Origin of the sequence: Carnobacterium sp. 17-4 (assembly GCF_000195575.1) — a bacterium.
Lineage (GTDB): Bacteria > Bacillota > Bacilli > Lactobacillales > Carnobacteriaceae > Carnobacterium_B.
Window position 1 is genome coordinate 2,067,999 of the sequence record NC_015391.1, and the last position, 14,678, is coordinate 2,082,676.

The following is a 14,678-nucleotide window of genomic DNA, read 5'->3' on the forward strand; positions in this document are numbered from 1 at the left end:
TTATTTATTATCCTATTATTTCAAAAATTTCGTCACTAGTTTAGAGTTTAAATTCATCCACCATATCAGCTAAACCTTTTGCCAAATCAGCTAATTGTTCTGAATTCCCAGCAACTTCCTCCATAGAACTCGTGATTTCTTGTGATGCAGCTGAAGTCTCTTCGATTCCAGCAGCAGACTCTTCTGAGACAGATGCAATCTCTTCGATTGAACTATTCATAAGTTCGCTATTTGCTTGAATACTTTCTAAATTTGTAGAGATATCTTTAATGTCTTGTGCCATTTTTGTAACAGAAGAATTAATTTTATTGAAAGTAGCACCAGTCTGTTTGATTTGGCTGCTTCCTTCTACCACTTCTGTATACCCACTTTGTAAAGAATCAGTAACTTTTTTAGATTCAGTTTGAATTTTTTCAACAAATCCCGTAATATCAGCAATGGATACAGTTACTTGTTCTGCTAATTTACGGACTTCATCTGCCACAACTGCAAATCCTCTTCCGTGTTCGCCAGCACGTGCTGCTTCAATAGCTGCATTTAGAGCCAACAAATTGGTTTGATCGGCAATTTTTTGGATAATCACGACTAAGTTGTTGATTTCTTGCGTTTGATTGTCTAAAGTAGCCATTTTAAATACCGCATCCAAAACGATTTCATCGATTTTAGCCATTTGGCGACTCGTATCTTCCATGTACTGTTTGCCTTCATTAGTCATAGATAAAACACCAACAGAAGAATTTTTGATTTTCTCACCGCTCTTATTGGTCGTCTGTACTTTCTTAGTAAAGTTATCCATTACAACAGCCAAGTTGCTTGCAGTTGTTGCTTGCGATTCTGATCCAGTTGCTAATTCTTGCATAGTCGTCGCCACTTGTTCAGATCCTGATTTCACTTCATTGGCAGACTGTGTGAGGTCATTGCTATGATTCGTTAACATTTCAGAAGCCATCTTCATGCCTTCCATAACTTCTTTTTGCATAACTTGCATTTGATTAATTGCTAGAGAAAGCTGTCCTGTTTCATCTTCTGATGCTACTTCAAGAGGTTCAGAACTCAGGTCTCCATAAGCCATGACCTTCATGCGTTCAACAACTTTATTAATCGGTTTAATAATCGAATTAGATGTCAATAATGCAATTGCAATCCCTACTACAATAACTAAAATGCTAATAAAGAAAGTTAAAAATAGAGACCTTTTTCCTAAATCAGTTACTGATTTTGAGTGTACATTAATTGAATCCATACGTAGATTGGCCAATTTTTCAAATTCTTTAATTAAATCATTTGAGTAGGGCTCTACAGAAGAGCGCAAATAGCTTGCTGCTCCAGTTGTATCTCCATTATCATAGCGTTCAAAGACTTCTGTCACGACCATTTCTTCCCAATCTGTGCTTCTGTCGATCACTTCTTGAGTTTCTGGTTTATCTGACAAAGCTAAAACTTGTTCTTGGTACTTATGACTTTCTTCAGTGTATTGATTGAATAAATTTTTGTACAAGCCATCTCCAAATAATATGTATCCTCGTGCTGCTGCGATTCTTTGTGACAAACTTATCGTCAATTGATCATTAGCCATTAGTAAGGCTAATTCTGTATCAACCATATCTTCCGTACTCTCATTTGTTTTTGATATCGTTACAACTGTTATTGTCGCTAAGATAATGACTAATACAATAATAGTCATGAAAGCTAAGAGAATTTTAGTTTTTAAACTTTTAAAGTTTAATCCTTTTTTAAATATTGATAAATCCCAATTTTTTATGTTCCATTTGCCTTTGGTGATGGCTTTTTCTTCTATGTTATTTTCCAACTACTTTCACCCTTTCAATCTAATTCTAGCTCACTTACTGATAAACTGATTCTTTCTTATTACTTTTCATATATCTCTTATTATATCGGTCTATTTCTAAAGAACTTTAACTAAAATGAAGATTCTTTTCAACAAACTTTTAATCACAAAAAAAGATGAGTATCGCATACTAAATCTATGCCTCAACTCATCTTTTTTATAATTTAGAATCTATCCTACTATTTTTCATGGTTTAAATAGCCACATATTCTCCTAGTGAGCTATCGTACTGAATCACATCTTCATCTTTCTTTTCATCCCAAACAATTTTTCCTTGTTCAATCTCTATTACGCGATTACGAAATTTATCTACTATTCGACGATTATGGGTAACCATTAAAATAGTTGTCCCTTGTAGATTGATTCGGTAAAACAACCGCATAATATCCATAGCCGTTTTGGGATCTAAATTACCAGTCGGCTCATCTGCAATAATTAACTTAGGTGAATTCACAATTGCTCGTGCAATCGATACCCGTTGCTGTTCCCCACCAGATAGTTCTGTTGGTTTATCATTCGCCTTGTCTTCTAATTCAACATAACGCAATGCCTGCATCACTAACGGTTCAATCGCAGCTGGTTCAGTTCCAATTACTTCTAATGCATAAGCGATATTTTCAAAAACAGTTCGATCCAACAATAATTTAAAATCTTGAAAAACGACACCAATCTGTCGTCTAAGTCTAGCGACATCTTTTTCTTTGATTTTAGATAATAGTTGTCCGCAGACTTCAATTTGCCCTTTAGTCGCTTTTTCTTCTCTATACAATAATTTTGCTAATGTTGATTTTCCAGAGCCGCTTGCTCCAACCAAATAGACAAATTCTCCATCTTCAATGGTCAGATTAACCTCTCTAAGAGCTTTTACACCTTTAGAGTAATTTTTTACGACATTTTTCATTCTAATCATGTTTTATCACCTGATTTACCTAAAATACTTCCCTGACGTCATCTTCATATCCGTCAAACCAAATCCGATAGTGCATGTGCCAAAAGTTACCATCTCAATCTGTTGTTTCACCAAATTCTATTGTTTAAATTGGTTGATCACAGAGGCCATTTCATCTGTTCCCTGAGCTACTTTAAGATTTAAGGAATACGAACGCTGCGCCAACATCATTTCAGTAATAGAAGAGGCTAAGTCAACATTTGATGCTTCTAAATAATTTTGTTGAATCGAACCTTCACCTGTTCCAAACGCTCCATTATAGCTGTATTTATTTTCTCCCACAGGCTCCAGAGCATTTGTTTGCGCTGGATGAAATAAAGGAATCGTTCCAACTAAGGTACTTCCATTTTCTGAGTGAATCGTTACTTCGCCGTTTTCAGCAATGGATACGTCTCCTTCAGGCCATTGATTGGTTGGTATAGTTGTTTGGATCTCTAATGTATCGCCGTTATCATTTGTGATTGATTTATCTCCATTTACATGGAATGCCCCATCACGCGTCAGATAACGCTCACCATTTTCTCCAATAACTCCAAAGAAACCTTCTCCAGCAATCGCTAAGTGGTAATCATTGGGATCTGAAATAAGTGATCCTTGGGTAAAATTCGTAGACGTTACACCACTTTTTGATCCTCTATTGATCCCAGCATCTTGAACCGTATCCGATAGGTAATCTGCTTCACCATTCAGATCATTCAGCAGCAACTCATTAAAACTGATATTTTTAGATTTGTATCCAGTTGTATTAATATTGGCGATATCATTTGATACAGCATCCATTTGATTTTGGATCGCGTTCATACCGCTTTTACTGATGCTTAAAGGTATAGTCAATTTCTTATCCTCCTAAACTTTCCCAACTTCATTTACCGCTTTTCTTAGCGTTTCATCTGCGGCACTGAGTGCTTTTTGATTGGCTTCAAATTCTCTTGAAACTTGCATTAAGTTCGTGATTTCATCGACTGTTTGTACATTGGATGCTTCTAGATAACTCTGCTGCATAACTGTTCCACCAATTTGTACCGTACCACCTTGTCCAGTGAACAATGTATCTCCAGTTCTGGTTAAGCCAGCTGTATCCTCAAATTCAGTCACCATCAAACTCATTCCGGTTCCTGAAATATTGCCTCTGTTGTCAATTGAAAACTCTGTTCCATTAACTTGGATTGGAGAAGACTGTCCACCTGCTGTTGTCCCAAGAACACGGTAGCCTTCTTGGGTAACTAGTTCTCCTGTATCATTAACAGCAAAGTTCCCATTACGTGTATAGTAATTTCCACCATTTGGCGCTTCAACTGTAAAAAAGCCGTCTCCTTGAATCGCTATATCGGTTGGAGAAGCAGTTGCTTTTAAACCGCCTTGACTAAAATTTTGAGCGATTTCATCAATCTGATTGCCAAATGTAAAGTCCCCTATATCTTGCTGTTGGTTTAAAAACGGGCCATCTAAATGGTTGGACATCACTTCTGATGCGCGTGTACTTTGAATAATTTCTTGCGATTTGTAACCTGAGGTATTAATGTTGGCTACATTTGCACTAATATTTTCTTGTTTTTTTTGTAAGATATTAAAATTATTATTGAGTGTTGTTAAACTTCTAATCATCGTATTCTCTCCTCATTAATTCTTTTAATTTTAAAATCATTTTACCGTGTATTTGTGAAACCCTAGGAACCGAAATATCGAAAATATACGCAATTTCTTTGAGTGATAACTCTTCAACATAATACAAATTTAAAATAGTTTGTTCTCTCTTATCTAATTTGCTCACATTTTTTGTTAGCAGCTGCTGACGTTCTTTATCTAACAAGGTGTCTTCAGATCCCGTTTCATGCTTATCTTCTAAGAAATCAATCAACTCAATCGAATTTCCATCATCACTAAACATGACTTTTTCTAGTGATATAGATGCAAGATTATGTACTGTTTCATGAATTTTTGTTAGAGCTTTTTCATCAATCTTCAATTCTTCGCAAATTTCTTTTTCAGTAGGGGTACGCATGAGCGTTGCTTCCAGCTTTTCTTTCGCACGATAATACTCGTTCAACTTTCCCATTCTAGTTCGAGATACAGGAGCCGTCTTTCTGATTTCATCAATGATCGAGCCTTTTATTCTAATATACGCGTATCCCTCAAAAGGAACTTTTTTCGATTTATCGAATTTTTCCAGTGCATCCATAAGACCAATAACCCCTATATTGTATAAGTCATCCCGGTCATACTCACTTCGTTTAACGTCTATTCGATTAACGATTTTTTCTACTAAGGGAAGGTATTTAATGATTTCCTTTTCCCTATCATTTTCATAATACATTTATACCCCTCCACCTTAGAAAACGGAATGAACTGGAATGAATGGAACTCATAACATTCCAGTCCTTCCTTCACTCTGCTTACCATGTTATTTGTACTTATCCTTCGATCATACCGACTGTTTCAATCGGTATGTCATTTGGCACCTCATTTAATGACACAACCGTTAAATCAGGGAAATTATACGAGATTAAATTTTTCATAGCTGGCCTTACTTTTGGTGAAGCCAATAAAACATGTGGAATTCCTCTTGCTGACAGTTGATTATGAATGGATGTGATGCTGTCAAAAATCCGCGTAACCGTCTCTGGCTGCAAGATTGGAATAGAACCAGCAGCAGATTTCTGGATGCTTCTAGTGATCAATTCTTCTGTATCCGGCAGTATCGTTACCACTTGAAGAACATTTTGTTCGTCTAAGTAAGGTTTAACCACTGTCCGTTTCAGAGCTTGACGTACATGTTCAGTCAGCATTTCAATATCTTTTGTTGTGTTTCCATAATCCGCTAAGGTTTCTAAAATAGTGACTAAATCATTGATTGGAATACTTTCTTTCAATAAGTTTTGCAAGACTTTTTGAACTTCACCTAAACGAAGAATATCCGGAATCAGTTCATCAATAACTACGCTATACTTATCTTTAATGCCTTCAAGCAATTGTTTCACTTCTTGTCTACCTAATAATTCATAGCTTGATTTGTAAATGGTCTCTTTCAAGTGAGTAACTAAAACCGTTATCGGATCTACGACTGTATACCCTCTTAAATCAGCCGTTTCGCGATCACTTTCGTTTACCCACATAGCGTCCAAACCAAAAGCTGGTTCTTTAGTTGGAATACCATCAAAGTCAAATTCTGTTTCACCAGGATCCACGATCATATATTTATCTAAGTACAGTTCTCCACGAGCCACAACGTTTCCTTTGATTTTAATGACATAATCATTGGCTTTCAATTGCAAATTATCTCTAATTCGAATGGGGCTTAATAAGATACCTAATTCATGAGCACTTTGTTTACGAATCGTTGTGATATGGCTCATCAAGTTATTATCTTGATTTTCATCCGCTATTGGAATCAAACCATACCCAATTTCAATGGATATGGGATCCACTTGAAATGAAGCCACAGATTCATCGGTACTTTTTTCTTGGCTTGTTCGCTGTGCAGCTTTTGACCGAATTTCTTTGGCTTGTTGGTTTGATTTCTTAGATTTTTCATTTTCCATCAATAAGTATCCAGCCACTCCGGCCACTAATCCCAATAGTAAAAATGGAATAGTTGGAAAGCCTGGCATAATTGCGAATAATAGCAAAATCACTGATAGCATCATCATTACTTTTGGTGAATGGAATAACTCTTCCCCAATAGCACTACCAAAACCTTTGATACTTCCAGAACGGGTTACTAAGATCCCAGATGCTACTGAGATCAATAATGACGGAATTTGACTAACTAATCCGTCCCCAATAGTTAACTTACCAAAGGTTGTCAAGGCTTCCATGATTGCCATATCATTTTGCAATGAATGAAGGGCGATTCCACCAATAAGGTTAATGACCGTAATAATTAGACCAGCGATAGCATCTCCTTTTACGAATTTACTCGCTCCATCCATTGCTCCGAAAAACTGTGTTTCTCTTTCCAAGTCTGAACGTCTTTTTTTAGCCGTATCTTCATTGATCAGTCCAGAGTTCAAATCTGCATCGATCGCCATTTGTTTACCTGGCATTGCATCTAAAGTAAATCGTGCAGAAACTTCAGAAACACGACTTGCTCCATTGGTTACAACCATCATTTGAATAATAACGATAATAATGAAGATTACCGCTCCAACAATGAAATTACTTCCTGTTACAACGTTAGCAAAGGTTTCAATTACGGCTCCTGCTTCTCCTTCAGTTAAAATCAACCGTGTAGAAGAGATATTCAGGGCTAGACGAAACATGGTCGTAATCAATAATAATGTCGGAAAAGTTGAGAATTCTAACACATTTTTTGTGAACAGAGTCAGCAATAATATCGTAATCGACAATGCTAGGTTGATGATCAGCATAAAATCGAGTAGTCCAGCAGGTAATGGAATAATAATCATTCCTAGAATCATCATTACAAAAAATGCAACAATGACATCCATTGAACTAGTTAGTTTTTCAATTTTTCCCCAAAAAGCAGTAGACATGTTTTTGAACTCCTCATCTTAAAAAGCATTAAATCTTGTGTTTGTTTATTTCTTCCATTTGGTAAACCAATGCTAATATTTCAGCAATGGCTTGATAAAGGTCAACTGGCACTGGTTGGCCGATCTCGACCGTTTTGTACATGGCTCTAGCAACTGGTTTATTTTCAATTATTGGAACATCAAATGCTTTGGCCCGTTCTCTAATTTTGGCAGCTTGATAATCTGCCCCTTTAGCTACAATGATTGGAACTTCATCTTTGCCTTTCTCATAGCGAATCGCAATTGCCAAATGAGTTGGGTTCGTTATGATGGCTGTTGCAGTCTCCACATCTTGTAACGCGCCTTTTGTCAACTGACGGTAACGCTGTCTCCTTTGAGACTTAATTTGTGGATCGCCTTCAGATTCCTTAAACTCATCTTTTAACTCTTGTTTAGACATTTTTAAATTTTTCCGATAGTCATAAACTTGATAAATGTAATCCACCAAACCTAATATAAGAAGTAGTACACCCAGTTGGGTTCCAAGTTCTAATACAAGGTCGGACATTAAGAAAAATAATTTCTCCGTTCCTACATTGCTGGAATTAAGGATCAAGTATGCGGATGTTTCAAGTGTTTTATACGCCATCCAAAAGACTAATGTTAGTTTGGCAACATTTTTGATCATCGTAAACAATGTTTTTTTACTAAACATATTTTTAAATCCGCTAATCGGATTTATTTTGCTTAACTTGAATTTAATCGGCTCCGCAGAAAACAGAAATCCAGTCTGCAAAATACTGGCTATAAATGCTGCTGCAAATGCAATGGCTAAAAATGGACCAGCTAATATTAAAACAAACACAATCGATTTCATACCAATATCGGCTAGATTATTTTCTAAGCCATTTACTGTAAATTCTGCCGATAAGTAATTCTGTAAATAAAGTAAACTGTATTTCAATATGTAATTTCCTAAAAAAGTTGCAGTGAGGATGAATACGATAAAGGTAACAGCGGATGTTAAGTCTGGACTTTTAGGAATTTCACCTTTTTTTCTAGTGTCCCGTAATTTCTTGGGACTGGCTTTTTCGGTTTTCCCATCTTTTTCCGCCATTCATTTTCACCTCACATTTTTCAAAATGACTGAATAAATTCATTCATGTATTTAACCATTAACGGCAATGTTTTATGAATGTTTTCAACTAAAGTTGGGAGTAAAATTAGCATGATCACAAAACTGGCTACAATTTTTAAAGGCATTCCTAAAATCAAGACATTGATTTGTGGGACTGAACGTGAAATTAAACCTAAGATAACTTCCGTCAGTAAAGCCACAATTACCATTGGTGCGGATAAGTTAAACGCCAACTCAAAAATAATACCTAATAACTTCATCATTCCTTCAACACCAAAATCACCTATATTAGTACTAGATATTGGCATCGTTTGAAAAGATTGAATCAAACTTTTAATAACAACATGATGAAGATTGGTCAAATAAAATACACACATGGACAACCAATAATAAATTTTCCCATAATAGGAAACGTTTATCCCCATACTTGGATCGTAAACAGCTCCCATTGAAAACCCAACTTGAAAGTCTACAAAGTTCCCTGCAATTTCAACTGCAGAAAAAAAGAGTTTTGTAATAAATCCAATGGCTATTCCAAGCAGTACTTCCTTTAAGATCAGTATAGCGAACAAAAACGTGCCTGCTTCTTGCCCCATCACGGGTACTGCTGAATATGCTGCAAGCGTAATCCCCATAGATAAGGCAATTTTAGCTACACTTGGTAGACCTTTAATGGAGAACCCTGGGCTCACCACTATAAAAGAAGTTATCCGTATAAATATTAAAATGATTGTTTGCAGTTGTATAGTCATTTTTATCCTCTCAAAGTGCCGCAATCATTTCAAAAATTTTCTGCGTAAATCCAATTAGACTATTCAGCATGAAATTTCCAAAAATGATCAACGAGACGATCACAGCTAAGATTTTAGGTACAAAACTTAATGTTTGTTCCTGAAGTTGTGTTGTTGCTTGTATGATACTAATAATCAACCCTATGACTAACGCAATGATCAATGTCGGTCCAGCTACAGTTATCATAACCATAAAGGCTTCTCTTATAATGTCTAAAACTTTTACTGTTGTCATTTTTACACCTCTACTGAAATCCTGTGACTAACGATTCAACCACTAAGTACCATCCATCAACTAAAACAAATAATAACAATTTAAACGGCAAAGAAATCATGACCGGAGACAACATAAACATCCCCATCGACATTAATATACTGGCCACTACAATATCAATCACTAAAAACGGAATGAAAATTAAAAATCCAATACTGAATGCCGTCCGTAGTTCACTAATAATAAATGCTGGAATAGCTACTGTTAAAGGAAGTTCCTTCACATCTGCTGGTTTTGCCGTCTCAGATATATCTAAGAATAATTGGATGTCTTCATCTCTTGTTTGCTTGTACATAAACTCTTTTATGGGCAACTCTGCTGATTCAAATGCTGCTTGTCCAGATATTTCTTCATTTATGTAAGGCGTAATCGCTTCATTCATAACGTCAGTATAAACAGGCTGCATAATAAACAAAGATAAAAATAAGGCGATTCCCATTAACACCAAATTAGGCGGATTTTGTTGCGTTCCTAGCGAACTTCTGACAAATGAAAGTACAACAATGATGCGTGTAAAACAAGTCGTCAATACTAAAAACGTTGGGGCTAAACTAAGGGCAGTCGTCAAAAGAAACAATTGCACCACTTGGGAGGTTTCTCCTGTTTCACTTCCTAGAGCCTCTGACAGTCCGCTTAACCCATCTGTTATTTCTGCAGCCGTAACGACTTGCGGAAAGAGTAAACTACTCATTAAAAAGAGGGTAAAGGTTAAAATTAAAAACTTTTTCTTTTGCAACTTTATTTCCTCTTTTCATAAAAAGATTGATACTGAGACTGTAATGTTTTAAAGGCTTGAACGGCTTTTTTTTCCGAATGCAGTTTCTTAGACTTCACTGGAACAATTGATTTTGTTTCGTCTATACTTGCTGTAATTTTTTCTTTTTCTTCTGCAGTCAGTTCTCTTAATATTTCATTGCGTGTATCTGTAAAACTCATTAAGTAGTACGTGTCCGCAATTTCTACAATGCTAAGTGCTGAACTTTTACTGATTGGAGTTCTCTCAATCACTTTAATCACTTGATTTCTTTTAGTCATAAATGTATTTAAGTATTTCAATCCGTAATTCGCTGCAAGTATGATCACAATTAGAGCCACAACACTTTTTAACACATAACTTAGTCCAAGTTCCAACTTTCTATTCCTCCCTCTTTCTTCTTATTGGGTAACAATGTTCGTGATAAAAACATTATCTACAATATCTTCATCTAGTTTATTATTTATGGCTTCGATGAGTTCTTTTTTGATCACTAACGTATTTTCTTCCTCTTTAAAAACGGTGTCTTCTGTTTTTTTACGTAAAACTGAAATAACGGAATCTCTTATTTGAGCGACATTCGCACTTAGTTTTTCCTCAGCACCTTCTTTTGAACTGTGTAGAGAAAGTTCAATCTTCAAAAAGTTTTTCTTAACGGATGTACCAGAATCTAAATTGATCAAAAATTCGTCTAAAGGAAGAGTTACTTCTACAATTTCCTCTTTAGATAAATCTGAAATAATCGCCTGAGCTTTACCAGAAGTAAAACCAAAACTAACGACTCCCACTATTGCTATTGCTAAGAAAACAATAGCAATCCATATCCATTTTTTATTTTCTTTAGTCGTTTTATTTTTTTCAGATTCCATCTGTTTTATTCCCCCTGCCGATCATAAACAAGTACAATGTTTACTCTTCTATTTTTTTCTTTATTTTCTTCTGAATCATTTGGAGAAATAGGATGGTATTCCCCGTAACCTTTTGCTGAAAGACGTGTTGGGTCAACACTTCTTTCTTCACTTAAATAACGCAACACCGATAAGGCTCTACCCGTAGATAATTCCCAGTTACTGCTGAATATAGAATTATTCATTGGAACATCATCTGTATACCCTTCTACTACTACATCATTTTCGAACTGCTGAATCAAGTCACTTAAACCATTTAGCGTACTTTCCCCTGATTCAGCTATAATGGCACTTCCACTTCCAAATAAAATAGATTCTTGAATATTGACATAGATTCCATCTTGATCATATTCAACACTTGCTTGAGCTGTCATCTCATTTGCTTCTAAAAATGCCACAACTTCGTTATACATCTTGATTAATTCTGGATCAAGGGAATCTTCACTTGGGGCTGCTGTAATATCTTCGCTTGGTTCTGTTTCAGTATCTTTTATACTCTCTTCGATTATGGAATCTCCACCATTAAAAGCTGATTGAATCGAATTGGATGCTTCCTGAAATTTTTCTAAGCTTACACTTGACATAGAATAGAGAAGGATAAAAAATGTCAACAATAACGACATTAGATCTGAAAAAGTTGTTATCCAACCTCCTCCACCAGAGCTGCTGCTAGTTTCTTTTTTTTTCCTTCTTCTAGCCATAATTTTGTTCCTCTTGTTGAAGATTTTCTGCTGCTTTCGTCGCATCTTCTTTACTTTCAAAAGGCATATAGCTTTTTAATTTCTGTTCAATTACACGCGGATTTTCTCCAGCTTGCAAAGATAACACACCTTCTATAATCATTTCACAGAATTTCATCTCTTCATTCGTTTGCATTTGTAAATTGCTTGCGATTGGAATGAAGATTAAATTAGCTAAGAAGCTGCCATAAAAAGTGGTTATCAAAGCAGTAGCCATCCCTACACCGATTGTACTAGGATCGTTTAATTCTCCCAACATAATAACTAAACCAATCAGTGTACCGATCATCCCGAAAGCTGGAGCCATTTCTCCCCATTTTAAAAAGATATCCTGACCAACACTATGTCTTTTTTCAATATTTTCCGATGTGATCTCCATAATGTCTCTGACGGTTTCTGGTTCTAACCCATCGACAACCATCTGTAGACCAGTTACCATCAATTCATTATCTTGTTCCACAATATCTTCTTCAATCGCTAAAATCCCTTGACTTCTTGCTTTTCTAGACAATGATGCAAACGTTTCAATCAATTTAGCATAATCAGGATTTGGATCAAGTACTAATTTTTTCAAAATAGACGGTAATTTCTTGATCGATTTCAATGGAAAACTAATCAAAATTGCACTAAATGAACCACCTAACGTTATCACTAGAGAAGGCGCATCTACGAAGCTGGCAATATTCCCACTAGAAGTAATCGACCAAATAATTAATCCAATGCCTAAGATTAAACCGACTATTGGTACAATATTTTTTTTCATAACTCTCCTTCTGATAAACCATTATATATTCTTCTTTTATATTGAATGACTTTTTCTACTATTTCCTTTTCTGATTCGGTAACCCTCAACGTTTTACCATCTGTTAAGGTAATAATAGTGTCAAAAGAATGGTCTATTCGATAAATCAAATCACAATTCAAATAAAATTCTTTTCCTGAAATAGCTGTTAAAGCAAGCATATTTAGACTCCGTTCTGCTTTTGGTTTCTTTAACAAGATAGAAAGGTTTTTTGGTTTCTCCAAAAAACCTTCCTACTCATACATTAATTATCTTTTCAGATTGATCAATTCTTCTAACATCGTATCAGAAGTTGTGATACTTCTTGAGTTCGCTTGGTAAGACCTGCTGGTTACGATCATTTCAGTAAACTCATTCGCTAAGTCCACGTTAGACATTTCTAAGAAACCAGAACGCACACTGCCATAACCTGCATCTCCAGGATTACCCGCTACTGGGTCTCCTGAGTTAGCAGAGGCTGAGTACAGGTTTCCACCGTTCTTTTGTAATCCATCAGGGTTAGAGAAAGAAGTTAATCCCACACGACCTAAGACCATTGATTTTCCACCACTGTACGATCCTACAATAAATCCATCATTGTCTACGCTGTAACTTTGTAATTCAAGTGCATCTCCTCCATCAGGATTTGGAATAGTTTGAGGAATATTGATAGGTTCCATTGTTGTTCCTAAGCTGCCCGGTACGAAAGCTGCATCGTTTGTAGCTGGAGCTCCTTGTGAGTACCCTTGGACTTGAAGTCCGCTACTGGTAACTAAATTACCACTGGGATCAGCATATAATCCACCATCTCTAGTATAAAAAGTATTTGTGCCATCTGTTACTGTGAAAAATGAGCTGTCGCCATTTTCAATCCCAAAGTCTAGCGCTCTACCAGTAGATTGCAAAGATCCACCTGTCATAACTGTATCAATTGATCCAACTTGAACCCCTAAACCAACTTGTTGAGCGTTGATACCTGCTTGTGCAGATGCATTTGTTTGGCTTAACATATCTTCGAAACGCACTCTTCCTGTTTTAAAGGCAGTCGTATTTACATTGGCAATATTATTTGAGATAACGTCCATTTTTGTTTGAATATTTTTCATTCCGGTAACACCTGAGTATAGTGATTTTAACATTTCTTTTCCTCCGTTCGGTTATCCCACTTCAGTCGGTCCATGGGATACCAGCTTCTTTTTAGGTCCAGCTGATTTATCCGTTGATTTTTTTTACACTGTCAATGTTGGTTATAGTTTCCATTTCACTGGCATTCATAGCTGTAATAATGGTTCGATTATTAATACTTGCAATTAACGCCATATCTTTATATACGATCAATGAATTCTTTGACCCTTTTTGATTCAGCTCTTCTACTGCACCTTCAATAGTTGTTAAATCAGATTGATTTAGTTGTATGCCTCGTTCTTCCATGCGTTTTTGTGCATGATGCGAAATTTTCATTTCTGTAGAAGATGTTTGCGTCTGCAATGATTCCTTAAAGAATGAGTGGAACGTTCGATCAATTTTTTGATTGATCGGATTAGTTTTATTTTCTACTATTTGGTGTGGTGCATCTTCAATGCGAAAAGACATTACGTCTGATCACCAACTTCTAAAATATCGTTTAAGGTGTAGTCTTTTCCATCCACTTGGATCGTCGCATAGCCTTGATCAAATTTAACCTTATCAACAGTACCGCTGACAAAACCTGAGTCTGCACCTGCAACTTTGACTTCTTTATTCAGTAGACTTAGAGCTTGCTGTTGTTGTGTCATTAAGACATTCAGATTCAGCGTTTCTGAAACAGTTGTCAACTGATCCAATGTATTAAATTGAGCTAGTTGAGCTAGATAATCGGTTTCGCCACCCCCGCCACCGCTGCCACCTTCACCCGGCATGGAAGGCATTTTTATGGATGCTGCCATGATTTGTAAAAAGTCTTCTGTTGAAAGTTCAGTGCCTGTTTTTCTAGTAGATGTATTATTGACTGACCCCATCATATAGTCTGTTGAGAACTCCATT

18 protein-coding genes are annotated in these 14,678 nt (G+C 36.1%); all 18 read right to left on the reverse strand.

Annotated elements, in window-relative coordinates; all coding sequences use genetic code 11:
• Window positions 1-40: 40 nt before the first annotated feature.
• The gene (locus CAR_RS09815; protein ID WP_013711573.1) at window positions 41-1,810 is read right to left on the reverse strand and encodes a methyl-accepting chemotaxis protein; all 1,770 of its coding nucleotides are present in this window, start codon (window positions 1,808-1,810) and stop codon (window positions 41-43) included.
• A 232-nt stretch (window positions 1,811-2,042) separates the two neighbouring features.
• Entirely contained in the window at window positions 2,043-2,759 is a 717-nt protein-coding gene (ftsE, locus tag CAR_RS09820) for a cell division ATP-binding protein FtsE (RefSeq protein WP_013711574.1), read from the reverse strand.
• A 117-nt stretch (window positions 2,760-2,876) separates the two neighbouring features.
• Window positions 2,877-3,632, reverse strand: coding sequence for a flagellar hook-basal body protein (locus tag CAR_RS09825; RefSeq protein ID WP_041556568.1), 756 nt, complete (start codon window positions 3,630-3,632; stop codon window positions 2,877-2,879).
• A 12-nt stretch (window positions 3,633-3,644) separates the two neighbouring features.
• Window positions 3,645-4,403, reverse strand: a complete 759-nt coding sequence (locus CAR_RS09830) for a flagellar hook-basal body complex protein (protein WP_013711576.1) — start codon at window positions 4,401-4,403, stop codon at window positions 3,645-3,647.
• Window positions 4,396-5,112: a sigma-70 family RNA polymerase sigma factor gene (locus tag CAR_RS09835; protein ID WP_013711577.1), complete on the reverse strand. Its 717-nt coding sequence runs from the start codon at window positions 5,110-5,112 to the stop codon at window positions 4,396-4,398. The genes CAR_RS09830 and CAR_RS09835 overlap by 8 nt, the downstream gene beginning before the upstream one ends.
• Window positions 5,113-5,209: 97 nt before the next feature.
• Window positions 5,210-7,291, reverse strand: coding sequence for a flagellar biosynthesis protein FlhA (flhA, locus tag CAR_RS09840; protein ID WP_013711578.1), 2,082 nt, complete (start codon window positions 7,289-7,291; stop codon window positions 5,210-5,212).
• Between the two features lie 28 nt (window positions 7,292-7,319).
• Window positions 7,320-8,387, reverse strand: a complete 1,068-nt coding sequence (gene flhB, locus CAR_RS09845; RefSeq protein WP_013711579.1) for a flagellar biosynthesis protein FlhB — start codon at window positions 8,385-8,387, stop codon at window positions 7,320-7,322.
• A gap of 20 nt (window positions 8,388-8,407) precedes the next feature.
• The gene (gene fliR, locus CAR_RS09850; RefSeq protein WP_041556570.1) at window positions 8,408-9,160 is read right to left on the reverse strand and encodes a flagellar biosynthetic protein FliR; all 753 of its coding nucleotides are present in this window, start codon (window positions 9,158-9,160) and stop codon (window positions 8,408-8,410) included.
• Between the two features lie 10 nt (window positions 9,161-9,170).
• Window positions 9,171-9,434: a flagellar biosynthesis protein FliQ gene (fliQ, locus tag CAR_RS09855; RefSeq protein WP_013711581.1), complete on the reverse strand. Its 264-nt coding sequence runs from the start codon at window positions 9,432-9,434 to the stop codon at window positions 9,171-9,173.
• 10 nt (window positions 9,435-9,444) lie between these two features.
• Entirely contained in the window at window positions 9,445-10,215 is a 771-nt protein-coding gene (fliP, locus tag CAR_RS09860) for a flagellar type III secretion system pore protein FliP (RefSeq protein WP_041556572.1), read from the reverse strand.
• Window positions 10,212-10,604: a flagellar biosynthetic protein FliO gene (locus CAR_RS09865; protein WP_041556574.1), complete on the reverse strand. Its 393-nt coding sequence runs from the start codon at window positions 10,602-10,604 to the stop codon at window positions 10,212-10,214. Before CAR_RS09865 ends, fliP begins: the two co-directional genes overlap by 4 nt.
• 24 nt (window positions 10,605-10,628) lie before the next feature.
• The gene (locus tag CAR_RS09870) at window positions 10,629-11,096 is read right to left on the reverse strand and encodes a flagellar basal body-associated FliL family protein (protein WP_013711584.1); all 468 of its coding nucleotides are present in this window, start codon (window positions 11,094-11,096) and stop codon (window positions 10,629-10,631) included.
• Window positions 11,097-11,101: 5 nt separating this feature from the next.
• On the reverse strand, window positions 11,102-11,836 hold the full coding sequence (locus tag CAR_RS09875) for a flagellar motor protein MotB (protein WP_041556575.1): 735 nt from the start codon (window positions 11,834-11,836) through the stop codon (window positions 11,102-11,104).
• On the reverse strand, window positions 11,829-12,638 hold the full coding sequence (locus tag CAR_RS09880) for a motility protein A (RefSeq protein ID WP_013711586.1): 810 nt from the start codon (window positions 12,636-12,638) through the stop codon (window positions 11,829-11,831). Before CAR_RS09880 ends, CAR_RS09875 begins: the two co-directional genes overlap by 8 nt.
• A complete protein-coding gene (locus CAR_RS09885; RefSeq protein WP_238526692.1) occupies window positions 12,635-12,901 on the reverse strand; it encodes a flagellar FlbD family protein in 267 nt (88 codons plus the stop codon). The genes CAR_RS09880 and CAR_RS09885 overlap by 4 nt, the downstream gene beginning before the upstream one ends.
• 24 nt (window positions 12,902-12,925) lie before the next feature.
• Window positions 12,926-13,795: a flagellar hook-basal body complex protein gene (locus CAR_RS09890; RefSeq protein ID WP_013711588.1), complete on the reverse strand. Its 870-nt coding sequence runs from the start codon at window positions 13,793-13,795 to the stop codon at window positions 12,926-12,928.
• 73 nt (window positions 13,796-13,868) lie between these two features.
• The gene (locus CAR_RS09895) at window positions 13,869-14,249 is read right to left on the reverse strand and encodes a TIGR02530 family flagellar biosynthesis protein (RefSeq protein ID WP_013711589.1); all 381 of its coding nucleotides are present in this window, start codon (window positions 14,247-14,249) and stop codon (window positions 13,869-13,871) included.
• Entirely contained in the window at window positions 14,249-14,677 is a 429-nt protein-coding gene (locus tag CAR_RS09900) for a putative flagellar hook assembly protein (RefSeq protein ID WP_013711590.1), read from the reverse strand. The genes CAR_RS09895 and CAR_RS09900 overlap by 1 nt, the downstream gene beginning before the upstream one ends.
• Window position 14,678 lies beyond the last annotated feature (1 nt).

What these genes read in the sequence shown, in the direction of transcription:
- ftsE (WP_013711574.1), bottom strand. Translation starts at nt 2,759, where the DNA reads ATGATTAGAATGAAAAATGTCGTAAAAAATTACTCTAAAGGTGTAAAA.
- CAR_RS09830 (WP_013711576.1), bottom strand. Translation starts at nt 4,403, where the DNA reads ATGATTAGAAGTTTAACAACACTCAATAATAATTTTAATATCTTACAA.
- CAR_RS09835 (WP_013711577.1), bottom strand. Translation starts at nt 5,112, where the DNA reads ATGTATTATGAAAATGATAGGGAAAAGGAAATCATTAAATACCTTCCC.
- flhA (WP_013711578.1), bottom strand. Translation starts at nt 7,291, where the DNA reads ATGTCTACTGCTTTTTGGGGAAAAATTGAAAAACTAACTAGTTCAATG.
- flhB (WP_013711579.1), bottom strand. Translation starts at nt 8,387, where the DNA reads ATGGCGGAAAAAGATGGGAAAACCGAAAAAGCCAGTCCCAAGAAATTA.
- fliR (WP_041556570.1), bottom strand. Translation starts at nt 9,160, where the DNA reads ATGACTATACAACTGCAAACAATCATTTTAATATTTATACGGATAACT.
- fliQ (WP_013711581.1), bottom strand. Translation starts at nt 9,434, where the DNA reads ATGACAACAGTAAAAGTTTTAGACATTATAAGAGAAGCCTTTATGGTT.
- CAR_RS09870 (WP_013711584.1), bottom strand. Translation starts at nt 11,096, where the DNA reads ATGGAATCTGAAAAAAATAAAACGACTAAAGAAAATAAAAAATGGATA.
- CAR_RS09875 (WP_041556575.1), bottom strand. Translation starts at nt 11,836, where the DNA reads ATGGCTAGAAGAAGGAAAAAAAAAGAAACTAGCAGCAGCTCTGGTGGA.
- CAR_RS09880 (WP_013711586.1), bottom strand. Translation starts at nt 12,638, where the DNA reads ATGAAAAAAAATATTGTACCAATAGTCGGTTTAATCTTAGGCATTGGA.
- CAR_RS09890 (WP_013711588.1), bottom strand. Translation starts at nt 13,795, where the DNA reads ATGTTAAAATCACTATACTCAGGTGTTACCGGAATGAAAAATATTCAA.
- CAR_RS09895 (WP_013711589.1), bottom strand. Translation starts at nt 14,249, where the DNA reads ATGTCTTTTCGCATTGAAGATGCACCACACCAAATAGTAGAAAATAAA.
- CAR_RS09900 (WP_013711590.1), bottom strand. Translation starts at nt 14,677, where the DNA reads ATGGAGTTCTCAACAGACTATATGATGGGGTCAGTCAATAATACATCT.